The organism is Burkholderia sp. HI2714 (assembly GCF_002223085.1).
In the GTDB taxonomy this organism is placed as follows: Bacteria; Pseudomonadota; Gammaproteobacteria; order Burkholderiales; family Burkholderiaceae; genus Burkholderia; species Burkholderia lata_D.
The window spans coordinates 298,692-314,765 of the sequence record NZ_NKFM01000015.1 but is presented as its reverse complement, the minus strand read 5'-3'; the positions used below and the strand labels follow the sequence as shown (position 1 = coordinate 314,765).

The following is a 16,074-nucleotide window of genomic DNA, read 5'->3' as shown; positions in this document are numbered from 1 at the left end:
AGAACAGATCGAATGGCGGACTGGCACCGGCTGTCGCGGAAGAAAAACTTAACGCAGTGTCCGGAACGAGTCGACCACTACAGGTGGAGGTCAACGTACGCGTCGCCCTCTTCCTCAGTGTCAAAGGTCTGGGAAAGTGGCTTTTGGTAGCAGGTTCGCCCGCTTGATGGGGCATCCCTCGTGCCGGACGGCCGCAGTCGTTTGCTCGCCATGCCCAGATGAACTCGCCTCGATTGCCAACTAGCCGATTGACGGATGGTTGGCGTCGGTTTTTAGTTGATTGCAGGCGACTCTTTACCACTCTGAACAACTTCGTTACAAGGACGAAAGCGACGCAGAAAAAAGAAAAGCCCCGCCGAAGCGGGGCTTTATCTCGTTCTACCTGGAGGCGCGAGCCGGAGTCGAACCGGCCTCGCTTCATCGTGCATCCGCGAAACTCTGCACCCATAGAACGCGACACGTTCCAGTCCGTCCTCGAGCTGCTGCTGCCTGAATGATGTATCCGTCCCTCCCGTAGTTCAGGGGAGGGAATGATAAACGCAAGGCTTATTCAATCACTTGCGACCTATCCCCCACCAGTGCAAATCCGAACGAGAAAGCGTCCCGTCGGGATGCATAGCGACTGGCGGGAGCCGCCTGACAATGTGATGGATACCGATTCTATCTTCGCAAGAGCGGCGCAACGACGCGCTCGAGGCGCCCGGCAGTCCACGACGGTTGCGGATCGTCCCAGCCATTGTCGACGAGGAGCCCGTTCCGGTCGATCGTGAAGTTCACCGGGATCCGCCACATGCGCCCGTAGCCTCCGGCATAGGCACTGCCCAACAGCCCCACCGGAAAGCTCAGGCCGGCCGCTACCTGCTGTACCTCCGCGAGGTTGTCCGCCCCGTCCAGGCTGAAGCCGAGCACGCGCAGGCCGTTCGCCGCACGGCGCGCGGCATACGCGGACAACAGCGGCAGTTCGGTCCGGCAGGGCTCGCACCATGTGGCCCAGAAGGTCAGGATGACGACATTACCCCGCAAATCCTCGCTGGCGATGCTTTGTCCGTCGAGCGTGTGCAGGACGAGGCCGGGCGCCGGACGGCCGACCGCCAGACCGCTGGCCTGTGCGGCCGGCAGCCATCCGCCGACGCCGGCGCCCAGTGCAAGCCCTCCGGCCATGCGCAGCCAGTCGCGCCTCGCCCGGCGACGCCCGCTGCTTCCTCCGAAATCGTCAGAACGCATAGCTCGCCCCCACCGTGCCCGACCAGCGCGGGAACAGCTGATAGCCGCTGAGCCTGCTGTACAGCGCCTTCTGGACGAACGCATAGACGCTCAGGTTCTTCACGACGTTCACCGTCACGCCGGGCGACAGATAAACGACCGTGCCGGCCGTGTTGCCGGTGTCGGCGAGCGCCCCCTGGTCCGAACTCTTGCGCGTCACGTTGATCTGGAGCTGCGGCACGATCCTCGGGTTCTCCTCGTAACGCAGGCCGACGCTGACCGTCGCCTGGTTACCGGGCCGGAAGTCCTCGCCGAGGCCGCGAAGATTCTCGACCACCGCAGCCTGGAATTGACCGTTGATGAACGCGTCGAAATTCTGGCTGACCGGCTGATAGTAGTACGCACCGACGATCAGATCGGTACTGCCCGTCCCGGGCTGCAGGCTCGTATCGAGGGCCTGGCCGTTCGCACTGTTTGGGCCTGACGAGAAGAACACCGGGCTACGCCCGACGTTGGCGCCCGTCAGCACGTTCTGGCCGCCGTACTTTCCCGTCGGCAGCTTGACCCCCAGTTGCACGCCGAGATTGCGGGTCGGCAGGAAGCCCTGGTAGCTGGCGATCAGCTTGATGTCGCCCAGCCCCTTGCTGGTGACGCCGCTCAGATTGTCGGGTGTGAGCTGGTCCGGCGTGGCATTCCCGTACGTCGAGTGGCCCCGATCGACGAACGGCACGATCGCGCTGAAGTTCCATTTGGGGTTCGGGCTGTAGCTGATGCCCAGGTTCCAGTAGCGGTTGATCGTCTGGTTCTCGACCTCCTGGCTGCCGCCTGCCGCATTGATCGCCGCCGGTACAACGGCCGAAACCGCATGCGTTCCGCTGCGCAACTGGTTCTGCGGGATGAAGGTGTAGTCCAGGCTGATACGCCAGCCCGGCATGGCCGAATACCCCATCGCGGCATCCGTGCTCAGCGAGCAGCCACAGGTCGCGCAGGCGTGGGCGGCAACCGGCAGGGTCAAGCCCGTCAGACAGGCGAACGCGGCCAACGCCGCGTCGACGGTCTTCTTCGATTCGATTCGCATGTCGTTCCCCTCTCATGTCGTGTGCAGGCACGCGCGTTATCCGCAACATGGCGGACGCGCGGTGCGAGATGACCCGATTGCGGGCTCGCGGCCGCGGGCGTTTCACGCGCCGCGGGGGAGCCTGTGCGGATCAACTGCTGGAGTGACTACGTCAGAGGTAGAACGGCGAATCGCGGGGCCGGCCCGCCCGGGGGATATCCCGAAGGACAAACGGGCGTGAAGCGGGTGGATGCGCGACGGCATTGCCGGGAACCGCCAGCCATTGCGGCAAGGACGCTGACGGTGCAGGCGCATGATGCACGAGCAGGTCGCAATACCCGCAAGCCGCGAAATGGTCAGCGGCAAGTGCGTGATTGTATGCGTCGGGCTGTCCGTCGGCCGAACAGATCGATGCGACTGGCGCATTCTGGTCATGGGAAACCAGGGCATGGCTCACGAGCGGCGCAATGACGACGAGCAGCATGGCAAACATGCCAAGCCACGCTGTCAGACGATTGCGGGAACGTGCGGTCATGATGAGCGGCATCGGGACGGTGGCTGGATCCTAGCCGAAGCGAGCCGTGGCAACCGGAAAACCGTCGTCGGAACGATGCGGCCCTGCCCCGGACGGTTCTCGTGACGGCGCGCGTTCGAAACCGGCCGCCGGGATCCGGCAGCCGTTTGCGATGACGATCGTGCTGCGGATCGGTACGCGCGCGCTGTCCGCTCGTCGGTTTGACTTCATTGAACTGTCCCCCGCCTGGTCGATGGGTCAGGCGGCGCCGAAGTCGCATGGCGCGCCTTGAGCCTTTCGATTTCTGAATTCGATAACGCAAACGGCGTGCCATATGAAGCAGGCGCCCGCTGTCATTACACGTCAGGCGTATGCAAAAAAACGCCGTCGTGTTGATTGCATGAAGTGTTTCAGACCTGCAACGCTGTCGTCGACATCGTGACGAACGTGTCGGCACGACGCGTCACGTGGACGTTCTTCCAAGCTGACGTCGATCGGATACGGCCACTTGCCTGCTTCGCGCGAGGCACTCAATCGAGGTTGCGCAACACCATCGGTACGATGCGCACTGTCGCAGACAATTTCGCGTGCGTCAGGTCATTCGTCGCATCAACGAATGCTTCCGCTTCAGTCTCGCAACGCATACGTGAATTTCGTTCCAGACGACCGACTCATGTTCAATCCGCGCGTCGAACGTCGGACGCTTGGCGGCTGCAACGTCGCGGAAAGTGGCGCTGGGCGCAGGAAAAAGAAAAGCCCCGCCGAAGCGGGGCTTTATCTGGAGGCGCGAGCCGGAGTCGAACCGGCCTAAACGGCTTTGCAGGCCGCTGCATAACCGCTTTGCTATCGCGCCAAAAGCGGACTGTGCGAATGCCGTGAGGCAAGCGACAGATTTTTTATTCGAGGACTGAAAGTCCATCAAATAAAAGGGGAAGCGTGGCTTCCCCATTACTTGGAGCGGGAGACGAGTCTCGAACTCGCGACCTCAACCTTGGCAAGGTTGCGCTCTACCAACTGAGCTACTCCCGCATTGTCCTGCATCTGCAGCGCTTCGCCGACCAACACGCTGCCAGAAAAATCTGGAGCGGGAGACGAGTCTCGAACTCGCGACCTCAACCTTGGCAAGGTTGCGCTCTACCAACTGAGCTACTCCCGCATGTGTCCTGCATCTGCAGCGCTTTGCCGACCAACACGCTGCCAGAAAAAATCTGGAGCGGGAGACGAGTCTCGAACTCGCGACCTCAACCTTGGCAAGGTTGCGCTCTACCAACTGAGCTACTCCCGCGTATTGCTGCACTACTGCTTCCCCGTCACACACTTACTTCGTCGTGCAGCGGAGAAGCGAGATTATGTCGAAGGCACATTCGTGTGTCAAGGGCTTTTCCAGCCCTTTTTACAAAAACCTGCTCGACTGCACGCATCACGCGCCGCCGCGCTCGCGAATCTGCGGCCATGCGAGCTTCATGTAGTACAGCATCGACCAGATCGTCAGCACCGCAGCGAGATACATCAGCCATTCGCCCCACACGCGCGTGTCGATCGTCGCGACGCCGAGCGGCAGCGGCCCGTAGAACAGCAGCATCGGAATCGCGACCATCTGGCATGCGGTCTTGAACTTGCCGAGCTGGTTCACCGCGACGCTCTTCGACGCGCCGATCTGCGCCATCCACTCGCGCAGCGCCGAAATCGCGATCTCGCGGCCGACGATCACGAGCGCGATTGCCGCGTCGACCCGCGAAATCTGCACGAGGATCAACAGCGCGGCCGTCACCATCAGCTTGTCCGCCACCGGATCGAGAAATGCACCGAACGACGACGTCTGGTTCCACTTGCGGGCCAGGTAGCCGTCGAACCAGTCGGTCAGCGCCGCGAGTATGAAGATCGCCGCCGCCGCGAGATTGCGGTGCGCGCCGCCCATCACCGTGTCCGGCAGATAGAACACGCCGACGACGAGCGGAATCAGCACGATCCGTACCCACGTCAGGAAAATCGGGAAATTGAACGGCATGGCATGCGGGACAGTAAAGGATTCGCAATTGTGCCGTGTCGACCGGCCTGCCACAAGAACGCTGGCAAGGCAGCCGGCCGCACGGCCGCGTCAGTGAAGCTGCTTGTAGATCTGCTCGGCGAGCGCGTGCGAGATGCCCTCGACGCTCGCGAGTTCCTCGACGCTCGCGGCCACCACGCCGCGCAACCCGCCGAACCGCGCGAGCAGCCGCTGCCGGCGCTTCGCGCCGACGCCCTCGAGTTCCTCGAGCCGCGATGTCTGGCGCGCCTTCGCCCGCTTGGCACGCATGCCGGTGATCGCGAAGCGGTGCGCCTCGTCGCGGATCTGCGCGACGAGCATCAGCGCGGCGCTTTCCTTGCCGAGTTCGAGCGGCGTACGGCCGTCCGCGAACACGAGCGTCTCGAGGCCGACCTTGCGCCCCTCGCCTTTCGCGACGCCGACCAGCATCGACGTGTCGAGACCGAGCTCGGTGAACACCTGGCGTGCGATTTCGACCTGACCCTTGCCGCCGTCGATCAGCACGATGTTCGGCAGCAGGCTCGACGCCTCGGCCTGGCGCGTCGACTCGCCGTCGATGCCGGCTGCATCGTCGGCGGCAGCCGCCTGCGCGGCCTGCTCGACCATCTTCTCGTAGCGGCGCGTGAGCACCTGCCGCATCGCCGCGTAGTCGTCGCCCGGCGTGATCCCGGTGATGTTATAGCGGCGGTATTCGCCCGACTGCATCTTGTGATGGTGGTAGACCACGCACGACGCCTGTGTTGCTTCGCCCATCGTATGGCTGATGTCGAAGCATTCGATCCGCAGCGTCGCGAGATCGTCGCATTCGTAGCTGAGCGTCTCCGCGAGCGCACGCGTGCGCGCCTGCTGCGAGCCCTGCTCGGACAGCAGCCGCATGAGCGCGATCTGCGCATTCTGCTCGGCCATCGACAGCCACGCGCGCCGCTGCCCCTGCGGCTGCCGCACCAGCGACACCTTGTGGCCGGCCTGCTCGGACAGCAGCTCGAGCAGGTCGCGGCTCGCGGGCGCATGGCTCACGACCAGCACGGGCGGCACGCGGTTGCCGAGATAGTGCTGCGCGATGAACGCGTCGAGCACCTCGGCCTCGATCGACGCCGCCGCGTCACCGCGCGTGCGGCCGGGTTCTTCCGCGGGCAGGTCGGGCAATGCATCGGCGGACGCATCGGCCGCCTCCGCCAGCTCGGACTCGTCGCCGATACCGCCCTCGGCGAGCGTCAGCGCGCTTTCGACGTGCGTCGGAAAATACGCCTTGTCGCCGAGATGCCGGCCGCCGCGCACCATCGCGAGGTTCACGCACACGCGCCCGCCCTGCGCGACGACGGCCAGGATGTCGACGTCGCTGTCGCTGCCGACCTCGATCGCCTGTTGGTGCAGCACCGTCGCGAGCGAGCTCATCTGGTTGCGCACGGCCGCCGCCTGCTCGAATTTCAGCTCGGCCGCGAACGCGTGCATCTTCTGCTCGAGCTCCTTCATCACTTCGGACTGCCGGCCGAGCAGGAAACGCGCGGCGTTCGATACGTCGATCGCGTAGTCCTCGTCGGAGATCGCGCCGACGCACGGCGCCGTGCAGCGCCCGATCTGGTGCAGCAGGCACGGCCGCGTGCGGTTGTTGAAGACCGAATCCTCGCAGGTGCGCAGCTGGAACACGCGCTGCAGGATCTGGATGCTCTCGCGTACGGCCCAGGCGCTCGGGAACGGCCCGAAATACTGGTTCTGCTTGTCGACCGAGCCGCGGTAGTAGGCCATTCGCGGAAAACGGTGCGCGGTGAGCTTCAGGTACGGATACGACTTGTCGTCGCGAAACAGGATGTTGTAGCGCGGCGCGAGCGCCTTGATCAGGTTGTTCTCGAGCAGCAGCGCCTCGGCCTCCGAGCGCGTGACGGTCGTCTCGATGCGCGCGATGCGCGTAACCATCATCGCGATGCGCGGCGACAGCTGCGTCTTCGTGAAATAGCTCGATACGCGCTTCTTCAGGTCGCGTGCCTTGCCGACATAGAGCACGGCGCCCGCCGTGTCGTAGTAGCGATAGACGCCCGGCATGTGCGGCAACTGCGCAAGGATCTTCTTCGGTTCGAACGGGGTATCGGAAGCTTCAGGGGATGTCATGCGTGATCCGGGCGCCTTGTAACGCGGAACGGGTCTATTAGAATCGCCAGTTTAGAGCATTCACCGGCCCGCTTCGATGCCCCGCACCACCGCTGCCCCCCTGCCCGCCACGCCGCTCGCGCCGGGCGAACCGATCGCCTGCGACCTCTTCTGTACGGTGGTCGACAATTTCGGCGACATCGGCGTCTGCTGGCGCGTCGCGCGCCAGCTCGCGCACGAGCACGGCTGGCAGGTTCGCCTGTTCGTCGACGACCTGCACACGTTCGCGCGCCTGTTGCCCGGGGTCGATCCCGACGCGGGGCGGCAGACGGTCGACGCGATCGTGATCGAGCACTGGCATGCGGAAGCCGGCGACGCGCTGGAGATTGCCGACGTCGTGATCGAAGCGTTCGCGTGCGAGCTGCCCGGCGCGTATCTCGCGGCGATGGCGCGACGCGAACGGCGCCCCGTGTGGATCAACCTCGAATACCTGAGCGCCGAGGACTGGGTCGCCGATTTCCATCTGCGGCCGTCGCCGCATCCGCGCTACCCGCTGCTGAAGACGTTTTTCTTCCCCGGCCTGTCGGCCGGCACCGGCGGCGTCCTGAAGGAACACGACCTCGATGCGCGCCGCACGACCTTCGAAGCCGATGCGGCGGCGCGCGACGCCTGGTGGCAGCGCGCGACCGGCGGCGCGCCGCCCACCGCCGGCACGACCGTCGTCAGCCTGTTCGCATACGAGAATCCGGCCGTCGACGCGCTGCTCGCGCAGTGGCGCGACGGCGCGACGCCGGTCGTCGCACTCGTGCCGGCCGGTCGCGTGTCGCCTGCCGTCGCGCGTTTTTTCGGGGTCGAGTCGTTTGGCGCGGGCACGCATGCGCGCAGCGGCAACCTGACTGCTCACGGGCTCGCGTTCGTTCCCCAGGCCGACTACGATCCGTTGCTGTGGGTGGCCGACCTCAATTTCGTGCGCGGCGAGGATTCGTTCGTCCGGGCGCAGTGGGCCCGCAAACCGTTCGTGTGGCACATCTACCCGCAGGCCGACGACGTGCACCTGCCGAAGCTCGACGCCGCGCTCGCCCACCTGTCGGCCGGCCTCGCCGACGCGCCGCGCGCGGCGCTCGAGCGGTTCTGGCACGCATGGAACGGCGTCGGCACGCCCGACTGGGCCGATTTCTGGCAGCACCGCGCGGCACTGGACGCCAACGCGGTCCGCTGGGCCGATGCGCTCGCGGCCGTCGGCGATCTCGCCGGAAAGCTGGCGGAATACGCAAAATCTCAGTTAAAATAAGCGGTTATCCGACGGCTGACCAGGCAAGCGCTCGCTTTTGGCGTCCACCGGAACGCACCGCTTGCGCCGTCAGCCGTTGCGCAACGCTCAGGCACCTATTTATTTGATTTGATCAGGACAGTTTTTTATGAAAACCGCACAGGAACTCCGCGTAGGCAACGTCGTGCAGATCGGCAGCGACGCATGGGTCATCGCCAAGGCTGAATACAACAAGTCGGGCCGTAACTCCGCCGTCGTCAAGATGAAGATGAAGAACCTGCTGACGAACGCAGGCCAGGAAGCGGTCTACAAGGCCGACGACAAGTTCGACGTCGTCGTGCTCGACCGCAAGGAAGTGACGTACTCGTACTTCGCCGATCCGATGTACGTGTTCATGGACGCCGACTACAACCAGTTCGAAGTCGAAGCGGAAATGATGGGCGAAGCGCTGAACTACCTCGAAGACGGCATGGCTTGCGAAGTCGTGTTCTACAACGAGAAGGCGATCTCGGTCGAACTGCCGACGGTCCTCGTTCGCGAGATCACCTACACGGAGCCGGCAGTCAAGGGCGACACGTCGTCGGGCAAGGTGCTGAAGAACGCCAAGCTCGCAACGGGCTTCGAGCTGCAAGTGCCGCTGTTCTGCAACACCGGCGACAAGATCGAAATCGATACGCGTACGAACGAATACCGCAGCCGCGCGTAATCGCCAGCGATACCCGCATCGAACAAAGCGCCCTTCGGGGCGCTTTTTGTTTGTCCGGCGCCAACAACCGGGCGAGAATCAGGGTCATGTAAAGCACAAAAATCCACCGGTAAAGATATTCAATTTGTATCATCGGTAACTGTTTTATAGCGTCGGAGAAATAATGCTCGTGACGCGTTCAGCGGGGCATAAAATCAGTTTTTAATCCGACATGCGGCTGCGGCCCCGACGGCCGACAGCCCGCCTCTCTTGACTCGACTCGCGTCCACCATGCCACACGCCCTGATTGTCGAAGACGATCCCAACAGTCTGTCCGGCCTCACCGCGCTGCTTGCCGCAGACGGCTTCTCGGTCGACACGGCCACGTCGCTCGCCGAAGCGCGCACGGCGCTCGGCCGCTCGATTCCCGACGTCGTTCTGGTCGACCTGAACCTGCCGGACGGCAGCGGGTTCGACCTGCTCCAGCACCTGCCGCAGCAACAGCCGAACGGCTCGCTGCCCGTCATCGTGCTGACCGGTAATGCGACGGTCGAGAGCGCCATCGAGGGCCTGCGTCACGGCATCTGGGACTACCTGCTGAAGCCGATCAACATTCCGCGCCTGCGCAGCCTGCTCGCGCGGATCCCGCGTCCGTACGAACTGATCGACGAAGTGCAGTCGCTGCGCGCCTCGCTGCGCCATCTCGGCCGCTTCGGCGCGCTGGTCGGCCGCAGCGACGCGATGCAGCACGTGTACGACATGATCGAGCACAACGCGCGCACCGAGACGGCCGTGCTGTTCTCGGGCGAAGCCGGGACCGGCAAGAAGCTGGCCGCGCGCACGCTGCACGACCTGAGCCGGCGCCGCAAGGGGCCGTTCGTGTCGTTCGACTGCCGGACCATCGCGCAGGCCGGCCGGCATGGCGCCTCGCTCGACAGCGTGCTGTTCGGCCATGAGCGCGGCGCGTTCGACGGCGCCGAGCGCCGCGAATCGGGCCTGTTCGAACAGGCCGGCGGCGGCACGCTGTTCCTCGACGAAATCACCGCACTGCCGCTCGTGCTGCAGGAAGCGCTGCTGCATGCGCTCGATTCGCAGAACTTCATGCGGATCGGCGGCACGAGCTCGATCACGAGCGATTTCCGGCTGATCGCGACCACGCGCCGCCCGGCGCGTGAAGCGGTCGCGAACGGCACGCTGCGCGAGGATCTGTGGCTGCGCCTCGATGCGGCATCGATCACGATGCCGCCGCTGCGCGAACGCGACGGCGATGCGCTCGCGATCGCGGACGCGCTGATCGACGAACTGAACCGCGACGCGCGCGCAACCGGCCGCAGCACGACCGACAAGCGCGCGGCGCCGGGCTTCGTCCGTGAATGCCTGTCCTACGAATGGCCGGGCAACGTGCGCGAGCTGCAGGAGCGCGTGCGCTTCGCGTACGACGCATCGGGCGATTTCATCGAGACGCTGCGCGCGGGCGAGCCGAGCTTCTCGGCCGGCGCCGCCCTGAACGGCAGCAGCGTGCAGATCAAGGTCGGCACGCCGCTGTCCGATGTCGAGGATCTGCTGATCCGCGCGACGCTCGACGCCGTCGGCGGCACGCGCCACCGCGCGGCAACGCTGCTCGGCATCAGCCCGAAGACGCTGTACAACAAGCTGCAGCGGATGAAGGTGAACTGAGCGGGCGACGATGCTCGAAGGTATTGGCAGGGCTTGACCGTTAGTTGTGTCAAAACATACTTGGTCGACCTGCCTGACTCCTGAAGCTGCCCGGTTCGCGCCGGCAGTCATTCATGAAAAAGCCGCACGATTGCGCGGCTTTTTGTTTCGGTGACCGGAACGGCGCAGACCGCGCCATCCCCTCCCCGCTCAAGCCAGTGCGCTGCTCAACAGCGCCTGCGCCTGCAGATACTCGGGCTGCGCGATCAGCTTGTCCCACTTGAGCGCCTTGCCGCGCGCACGCATCCGCTTGATGCGTCGCACCGACTCGTCCGTGGCCCGCGCTTTCAGCCCGTTCAGCACGACCTCGGCCGCGTCCGGCTGGTTGCAGACGAGCACCATGTCGCAACCGGCCGCGAGCGCGGCGTCGGCCGCCTGCGTGAGCGTGCCGCCTTCGCGCGCGGCTTCCATCGACAGGTCGTCGCTGAAGATCGCGCCCGTGAAGCCGAGCCGTCCGCGCAGGATGTCCTGCAGCCACACGCGCGAGAAACCGGCCGGCCGCTTGTCGACCTGCGTGTAGATCACGTGCGCGGGAATCACCGCGGACAGCGACAGACCGAGCCAGTCGTACGGTGCGACGTCCTGCTTGAGGATCGCGTCGAGGGTACGGTCGTCGGTCGGCAACGCGACGTGCGAGTCGGCCTCCGCGAAGCCGTGCCCCGGGAAATGCTTGCCGCAGTTCGCCATCCCGGCGAGCGACAGCCCGTGGTTCAAGCTCTTCGCGAGCAGCGTGACGACGCGCGGATCGCGATGGAACGCGCGATCGCCGATCACTTTCGAGTGCCCGTAGTCGAGGTCGAGCACGGGCGTGAAGCTCATGTCGATCCCGCATGCACGCAGCTCGGCGGCCAGGATGTAGCCGACGGCCGTGGCGACCTTCGTCGCGAGCAGCACGTCGCGATCCCACAGCTCGCCCAGGCGGCGCATCGCGGGCAGCACCGTGAAGCCGTCGGTGCGGAAACGCTGCACGCGGCCGCCTTCGTGATCGACGGCGATCAGGATGTCTTCGCGCACCGCGCGGATCGAGTCGGTCAGCGCGGTCAGTTGCGCGCGGTTCTGGAAGTGCCGCGCGAACAGGATCACGCCGCCGGTATTCGGATGCGCGAGGCGCCGCGCATCGTCGCGCGACAGGGCCGTGCCGACGACGTCGAGCATGACCGGGCCGGGAGTCGTTTTCATTGAATCGGGAATTCCGTCAGGAGGAGGTTCGGGAAACAGGTGCAGGCGCGGCGTTCGTCTCGGCGACCACGAACGACACCGCATAGTCGCGCTCGTCGCTGACCGTCACGCGCGCCGTGATGCCACGGGCGGCAAGCCAGTCGGCCAGCTCGCCCGATGCAACCACGTACGGCTCGCCGCTCGGGTGGTTGAGGGTCTGCAGCGCACGCCACGTCATCGGCCAGTGCATGCCGAGCCCGATCGCCTTCGAGAACGCTTCCTTCGCGGAAAAGCGCGTCGCGAGGAACGCGATGCCGCGCGCCTCGGAGCGGGCACGGCGCGCATGGAACACGCGCAGCTCGTCGGGGCCCAGCACCTTCTCGGCAAACCGGCCGCCCGTGCGTTCGAGCACGGCCGCGATGCGGCTCACCTGGGCGATGTCGGTACCGATGCCGTAGATCGCCATGTCAGTACGCGCCGGTACGACCCGGCCGGGCCGGGTCAGGCATGACGCGCGACGCGCGGCGGCATGTCATCTTCAGCGCGCGCCGCCATGCAGCGCGGCAACGCGTGCGGCAACCATAATCGCCTTCATTTCGCGCACCGCGTTGTCCCAGCCCGCGAAAATCGCGTGCGCGACGATCGCGTGGCCGATGTTCAGCTCGACGATGCCGTCGATCGCGGCGATCTGCTGCACGTTCGTGTAGTGCAGCCCGTGACCGGCATTGACCTTCAGGCCGAGCTGCGCGCCGGCCTGAACGCCCGCGACGATGCGCTCGTATTCGCGCTGCTGCTCGGCTTCGTCGTGCGCTTCGGCGTAACGGCCCGTATGCAGCTCGATCACCGGCGCGCCCGCTTCGTGCGCGGCACGGATCTGCATCTCGTCCGGATCGATGAACAGCGACACGCGCACGCCCACGTCGGCAAGCTGCTTGCACGCCGCACGCACGGCCTCGAAGTGGCCGGCGACATCGAGACCGCCTTCGGTCGTCAGTTCCTCGCGCTTCTCGGGCACGAGGCACGCGTCGTGCGGACGCACTTCGCAGGCGATATCGAGCATCTCGGCCGTCACCGCGCATTCGAGGTTCATGCGCGTCTTCAGCAGCGGACGCAGCTTGCGCACATCCGCATCGACGATGTGGCGGCGATCCTCGCGCAGGTGCAGCGTGATCGCATCCGCACCGGCTTCTTCGGCGGCGAGCGCCGCGCGGATCGGATCGGGATAGGTCGTGCCGCGCACATTGCGCAGCGTCGCGACGTGGTCGATGTTGACGCCGAGGTCGATGGCGGTGGGCGTTGTCAGGAAGAAGCTCATAGGTTTTGCAGGTCGATCAGGATCTGACGCGTGGCAAGCGGCGTGCCGCCGAGATAGGTGTTCAGCAGGAAGCGCATCAGCGTCTTGCTTTGCGCAACCGTCTGGGCTCGATGGTAATCGTCCTGCTCCATATCGAGCAACGTCTGTCCGGAAATGACCGGCCAGTGCGACGGGACTTCGTCGTCCGCATTGCGCACGCCACGCTCGGGATCGAACACGTAGCGACGATCGGGCTCGACCGCGCGGCGCGCGACCGTGCGGTTCAGCGCCATCGCGTAGCCGGTCTCGCGCAGCAGCACGCGCTCGAACGAGCGCAGCACCTGCACCGCGGGTTCGCCGTGCGCGAGGCGCGTGAGGGTCAGCACGTAATGATTGAAGAGCGGCGGCTGGGGATCTTCGCGTGCGCAGAATTTCACGAGCAGCTCGTTCGCGTAGAAGCCGCACAGGAGCCCGTCGCCGCCGAGCGGCAGCATCCCGCCGACCCACTCGGCGCCCGTCAGCGTGCGAACCTCGGATTTGCCCGACCACGACAGCAGCAGCGGCTGAAAGGTCTGCAGTACGCCGCGCAACGCGGAGTGCGGGCGCTTCGCGCCCTTCGCGACGAGCGCGAGCCGGCCATGATCACGCGTCAGCACGTCGATGATCAGGCTCGTTTCCCGATACGGATAACTGTGCAGCACGTATGCCGGCTGCTCGGCGACACGGAAATCGGACGTGCGTGACGTCGCGCGCCGCGCCTTGCGCGGCGGTTCGGGCGGTGCCGGCAGCGGCGCATCGTTCGCGCCGGCCGTCACCGCGTCTTCAGTCGACGTCAGCGCGTCATTCGTACCCATAGGCGCGCAGCCCCGCCTCGTTGTCGGCCCAGCCGCTCTTCACCTTCACGAAGGTCTCGAGATACACGGGGCCGTCGAACAGCTTCTCCATGTCCATCCGCGCCTCGGTGCTGATCTGCTTGAGCTTCTCGCCCTTCTTGCCGATCACCATCGCCTTGTGCGAATCGCGCTCGACGAGGATCGTCGCGAAGATGCGCTTCAGGCGCCCTTCCTCCTCGAACTTGTCGATCAGCACGGTGCTCGTGTACGGCAGCTCGTCGCCGGTCCAGCGGAACACCTTCTCGCGCAGGATTTCGGCTGCGAGGAAACGCGAGCTGCGGTCGGTCAGCTCGTCCTCGCCGTAGATCGGCTCGCCTTCCGGCAGGTACGGCTTGATCGTGTCCAGCAGGCGCTTGATGTCTTCCGGCTTCTGCGCCGACAGCGGCACGAGCTCGGTGAATTCGCGCAGCTCGCTCACCTTCTGCATGAACGGGAACAGCGTGGCCTTGTCGTTCACGCGGTCGATCTTGTTCGCGATCAGCAGCGTCGGCATGCCGGGCGGAATCAGGTCGAGCACCTTCTGGTCGTCGGGGCCGAAGCGGCCGGCCTCGATCACGAACAGGATCACGTCGACCGACGTGAGCGTCGACGTGACCGCACGGTTCAGCGAACGGTTCAGCGCGGTGCTATGGCGGGTCTGGAAACCCGGCGTGTCGACGAACACGAATTGCGCGTCATCGAACGTATTGATGCCGGTGATGCGGTGGCGGGTCGTCTGCGCCTTGCGCGACGTGATGCTGATCTTCTGGCCGACGAGTGCGTTCATCAACGTCGACTTGCCGACGTTCGGGCGGCCCACGATCGCGATCATGCCGCAACGGAAACCGGTAGGAGCGGGAGTGTTCATATCGTTTGGGAGACAGGTTCGGAAACGGTCGCGCGGCGCGCGGCACGATCGATGGGCAATTCAGTGGTCGGCATCGGCCACACGCGCCTGCGCGGCGGCGAGGCTCGCGCCGCCCGGCGGCGTCTCGGAATCCGGTGCCGCGGCGTCGCGTGTGCGCGCAGCCGCACGCGAAGCGGGGTCGGTACCGGCGGACGGCTTGTCGGCGGACGACGATGCCGGATCGGCGGCCTGGCCAGCCGGCTTGTCGGCCGCGCGTACGGCGGGCACGGCTTCCGTGGGCTTATCCGCGCCCTTGTCGGCTCGCTCGGCCGGCTTGTCGACAGCCTTGTCGGCCGCCGGCTTCGCCGCCCGTTCGCCCTTTTCCGCAGCCGCGTCGACATGCGCCGCGCGAATCGCGGCCATCGGCGCCGCGGCCGGCTCGGTGCCGGTCGCAGCGGTGGCCGCAGGCGCCGCACCGGCCGCCCTCGCCTCGCGCGCCGCCGCGCGTTCCTTCCGCTCCGGCGAACGCAGGTCGAGCGCTTCCTGCACGCCCTTCACGCCCGGCACGATTTCGGGTTCGACATGCTTCGACCCACGCGCGTTTTTCGAGCGCTTCGGCTTCGCGGCCAGCATCGGCCCGGCCGCCATCACTTCATCGAGCGCCTTCTTCGCGGCAGCCTGCTCGGCTGCGCGCCGGCTCGCACCGGAGCCCGACACCTTCACGTCGAGCTTCGGCACCGTGCATTCGACTTCGAATTGCTGATTGTGCGCCGCACCATGCGTCGCGACCACCGTGTAGGTCGGCAGCGCGATCTTGTGCCCCTGCAGGTATTCCTGCAGCAGCGTCTTCGCGTCCTTGCCGAGCGTGCGTGGATCGATGTGGTCGAGGATCGGGATATAGAGGCGCTTGATGACCCCTTGGGCGGCTTCGAAGCCGCCATCGAGGAACACGGCCCCGATGATGGCTTCGAACGCGTCCGCGAGGATCGACGGGCGGCGGAACCCACCGCTGCGCAGCTCGCCCTCGCCGAGCCGCAGCCCGTCCGAGATATTCAGGGCCTGAGCAATTTCGTACAGCGACTGCTGCTTGACGAGGTTGGCGCGTACGCGCGACAGATCGCCTTCGTCCAGCTTGCTGAAACGCTGGAACAAAAGGGCCGCCACCGCGCAATTCAGAACGGAATCGCCGAGAAACTCGAGCCGTTCGTTGTGCGTGGCACTGTGACTGCGATGGGTCAAAGCCTGGCGCAACAATTCCGCATTGCGAAATTCGTAGCGCAGCCGGCTTTCCAACTGGGATGAGGGCATGTGCAGGAGTATAACGCGGGCGCCCGGCCGGGCCGAAAC

14 protein-coding genes and 4 tRNA genes are annotated in these 16,074 nt (G+C 65.6%); 3 read left to right on the top strand and 15 right to left on the bottom strand.

Annotated features, from left to right (window positions below; all coding sequences use genetic code 11):
* Positions 1 to 660 precede the first annotated feature (660 nt).
* From CFB82_RS06075 to uvrC, 9 genes are all read right to left on the bottom strand, one after another.
* Positions 661 to 1,224 (bottom strand): TlpA disulfide reductase family protein, encoded by a 564-nt coding sequence (locus CFB82_RS06075; protein WP_089483589.1) that lies wholly within the window; start codon positions 1,222 to 1,224, stop codon positions 661 to 663.
* Positions 1,214 to 2,281, bottom strand: coding sequence for a hypothetical protein (locus tag CFB82_RS06070; RefSeq protein ID WP_089445214.1), 1,068 nt, complete (start codon positions 2,279 to 2,281; stop codon positions 1,214 to 1,216). Before CFB82_RS06070 ends, CFB82_RS06075 begins: the two co-directional genes overlap by 11 nt.
* Positions 2,282 to 2,432: 151 nt before the next feature.
* Positions 2,433 to 2,795 (bottom strand): DUF2946 domain-containing protein, encoded by a 363-nt coding sequence (locus CFB82_RS06065; RefSeq protein WP_089483643.1) that lies wholly within the window; start codon positions 2,793 to 2,795, stop codon positions 2,433 to 2,435.
* Positions 2,796 to 3,553: 758 nt separating this feature from the next.
* Positions 3,554 to 3,627 (bottom strand) — tRNA-Cys (locus CFB82_RS06060).
* A gap of 100 nt (positions 3,628 to 3,727) precedes the next feature.
* Positions 3,728 to 3,803: transfer RNA gene (locus CFB82_RS06055), tRNA-Gly, on the bottom strand.
* A 51-nt stretch (positions 3,804 to 3,854) separates the two neighbouring features.
* Positions 3,855 to 3,930: transfer RNA gene (locus CFB82_RS06050), tRNA-Gly, on the bottom strand.
* Between the two features lie 53 nt (positions 3,931 to 3,983).
* Positions 3,984 to 4,059: transfer RNA gene (locus CFB82_RS06045), tRNA-Gly, on the bottom strand.
* Positions 4,060 to 4,194: 135 nt separating this feature from the next.
* Complete coding sequence (pgsA, locus tag CFB82_RS06040; RefSeq protein ID WP_011351424.1) at positions 4,195 to 4,782, bottom strand: CDP-diacylglycerol--glycerol-3-phosphate 3-phosphatidyltransferase; 588 nt, start codon at positions 4,780 to 4,782, stop codon at positions 4,195 to 4,197.
* A 90-nt stretch (positions 4,783 to 4,872) separates the two neighbouring features.
* Positions 4,873 to 6,906 (bottom strand): excinuclease ABC subunit UvrC, encoded by a 2,034-nt coding sequence (gene uvrC / locus CFB82_RS06035; RefSeq protein WP_089483588.1) that lies wholly within the window; start codon positions 6,904 to 6,906, stop codon positions 4,873 to 4,875.
* Positions 6,907 to 6,982: 76 nt separating this feature from the next.
* Between uvrC and earP the strand changes: the two genes are divergently transcribed.
* From earP to CFB82_RS06020, 3 genes are all read left to right on the top strand, one after another.
* Positions 6,983 to 8,176, top strand: coding sequence for an elongation factor P maturation arginine rhamnosyltransferase EarP (gene earP / locus CFB82_RS06030; RefSeq protein WP_089483587.1), 1,194 nt, complete (start codon positions 6,983 to 6,985; stop codon positions 8,174 to 8,176).
* Positions 8,177 to 8,303: 127 nt separating this feature from the next.
* Positions 8,304 to 8,861, top strand: a complete 558-nt coding sequence (gene efp / locus CFB82_RS06025) for an elongation factor P (RefSeq protein ID WP_011351421.1) — start codon at positions 8,304 to 8,306, stop codon at positions 8,859 to 8,861.
* A 270-nt stretch (positions 8,862 to 9,131) separates the two neighbouring features.
* Positions 9,132 to 10,517 carry a sigma-54-dependent transcriptional regulator gene (locus tag CFB82_RS06020; RefSeq protein WP_039348354.1) on the top strand — a complete coding sequence of 462 codons (1,386 nt, stop codon included), beginning with the start codon at positions 9,132 to 9,134 and terminating at the stop codon, positions 10,515 to 10,517.
* Between the two features lie 189 nt (positions 10,518 to 10,706).
* Here the strand turns inward: CFB82_RS06020 and nagZ are convergent, their stop codons facing one another.
* The 6 genes from nagZ to rnc all read right to left on the bottom strand — a co-directional run bounded on the left by nagZ (position 10,707) and on the right by rnc (position 16,035).
* A complete protein-coding gene (gene nagZ / locus CFB82_RS06015; RefSeq protein ID WP_085039819.1) occupies positions 10,707 to 11,735 on the bottom strand; it encodes a beta-N-acetylhexosaminidase in 1,029 nt (342 codons plus the stop codon).
* Positions 11,736 to 11,751: 16 nt separating this feature from the next.
* Positions 11,752 to 12,180: a holo-ACP synthase gene (gene acpS / locus CFB82_RS06010; protein ID WP_069247488.1), complete on the bottom strand. Its 429-nt coding sequence runs from the start codon at positions 12,178 to 12,180 to the stop codon at positions 11,752 to 11,754.
* A 72-nt stretch (positions 12,181 to 12,252) separates the two neighbouring features.
* Positions 12,253 to 13,029: a pyridoxine 5'-phosphate synthase gene (pdxJ, locus tag CFB82_RS06005; protein ID WP_089483586.1), complete on the bottom strand. Its 777-nt coding sequence runs from the start codon at positions 13,027 to 13,029 to the stop codon at positions 12,253 to 12,255.
* A complete protein-coding gene (recO, locus tag CFB82_RS06000) occupies positions 13,026 to 13,862 on the bottom strand; it encodes a DNA repair protein RecO (protein WP_011351416.1) in 837 nt (278 codons plus the stop codon). The genes pdxJ and recO overlap by 4 nt, the downstream gene beginning before the upstream one ends.
* On the bottom strand, positions 13,849 to 14,748 hold the full coding sequence (gene era, locus CFB82_RS05995; protein ID WP_006476493.1) for a GTPase Era: 900 nt from the start codon (positions 14,746 to 14,748) through the stop codon (positions 13,849 to 13,851). Before era ends, recO begins: the two co-directional genes overlap by 14 nt.
* Positions 14,749 to 14,808: 60 nt before the next feature.
* Entirely contained in the window at positions 14,809 to 16,035 is a 1,227-nt protein-coding gene (rnc, locus tag CFB82_RS05990; RefSeq protein ID WP_089483585.1) for a ribonuclease III, read from the bottom strand.
* Between the last annotated feature and the right edge of the window lie 39 nt (positions 16,036 to 16,074).

Bases quoted from the DNA above. Each gene is read 5' to 3' on its own strand.
- CFB82_RS06075 (WP_089483589.1), bottom strand. From the start codon at position 1,224: ATGCGTTCTGACGATTTCGGAGGAAGCAGCGGGCGTCGCCGGGCGAGG.
- CFB82_RS06070 (WP_089445214.1), bottom strand. From the start codon at position 2,281: ATGCGAATCGAATCGAAGAAGACCGTCGACGCGGCGTTGGCCGCGTTC.
- CFB82_RS06065 (WP_089483643.1), bottom strand. From the start codon at position 2,795: ATGACCGCACGTTCCCGCAATCGTCTGACAGCGTGGCTTGGCATGTTT.
- pgsA (WP_011351424.1), bottom strand. From the start codon at position 4,782: ATGCCGTTCAATTTCCCGATTTTCCTGACGTGGGTACGGATCGTGCTG.
- uvrC (WP_089483588.1), bottom strand. From the start codon at position 6,906: ATGACATCCCCTGAAGCTTCCGATACCCCGTTCGAACCGAAGAAGATC.
- earP (WP_089483587.1), top strand. From the start codon at position 6,983: ATGCCCCGCACCACCGCTGCCCCCCTGCCCGCCACGCCGCTCGCGCCG.
- efp (WP_011351421.1), top strand. From the start codon at position 8,304: ATGAAAACCGCACAGGAACTCCGCGTAGGCAACGTCGTGCAGATCGGC.
- CFB82_RS06020 (WP_039348354.1), top strand. From the start codon at position 9,132: ATGCCACACGCCCTGATTGTCGAAGACGATCCCAACAGTCTGTCCGGC.
- nagZ (WP_085039819.1), bottom strand. From the start codon at position 11,735: ATGAAAACGACTCCCGGCCCGGTCATGCTCGACGTCGTCGGCACGGCC.
- acpS (WP_069247488.1), bottom strand. From the start codon at position 12,180: ATGGCGATCTACGGCATCGGTACCGACATCGCCCAGGTGAGCCGCATC.
- pdxJ (WP_089483586.1), bottom strand. From the start codon at position 13,029: ATGAGCTTCTTCCTGACAACGCCCACCGCCATCGACCTCGGCGTCAAC.
- recO (WP_011351416.1), bottom strand. From the start codon at position 13,862: ATGGGTACGAATGACGCGCTGACGTCGACTGAAGACGCGGTGACGGCC.
- era (WP_006476493.1), bottom strand. From the start codon at position 14,748: ATGAACACTCCCGCTCCTACCGGTTTCCGTTGCGGCATGATCGCGATC.
- rnc (WP_089483585.1), bottom strand. From the start codon at position 16,035: ATGCCCTCATCCCAGTTGGAAAGCCGGCTGCGCTACGAATTTCGCAAT.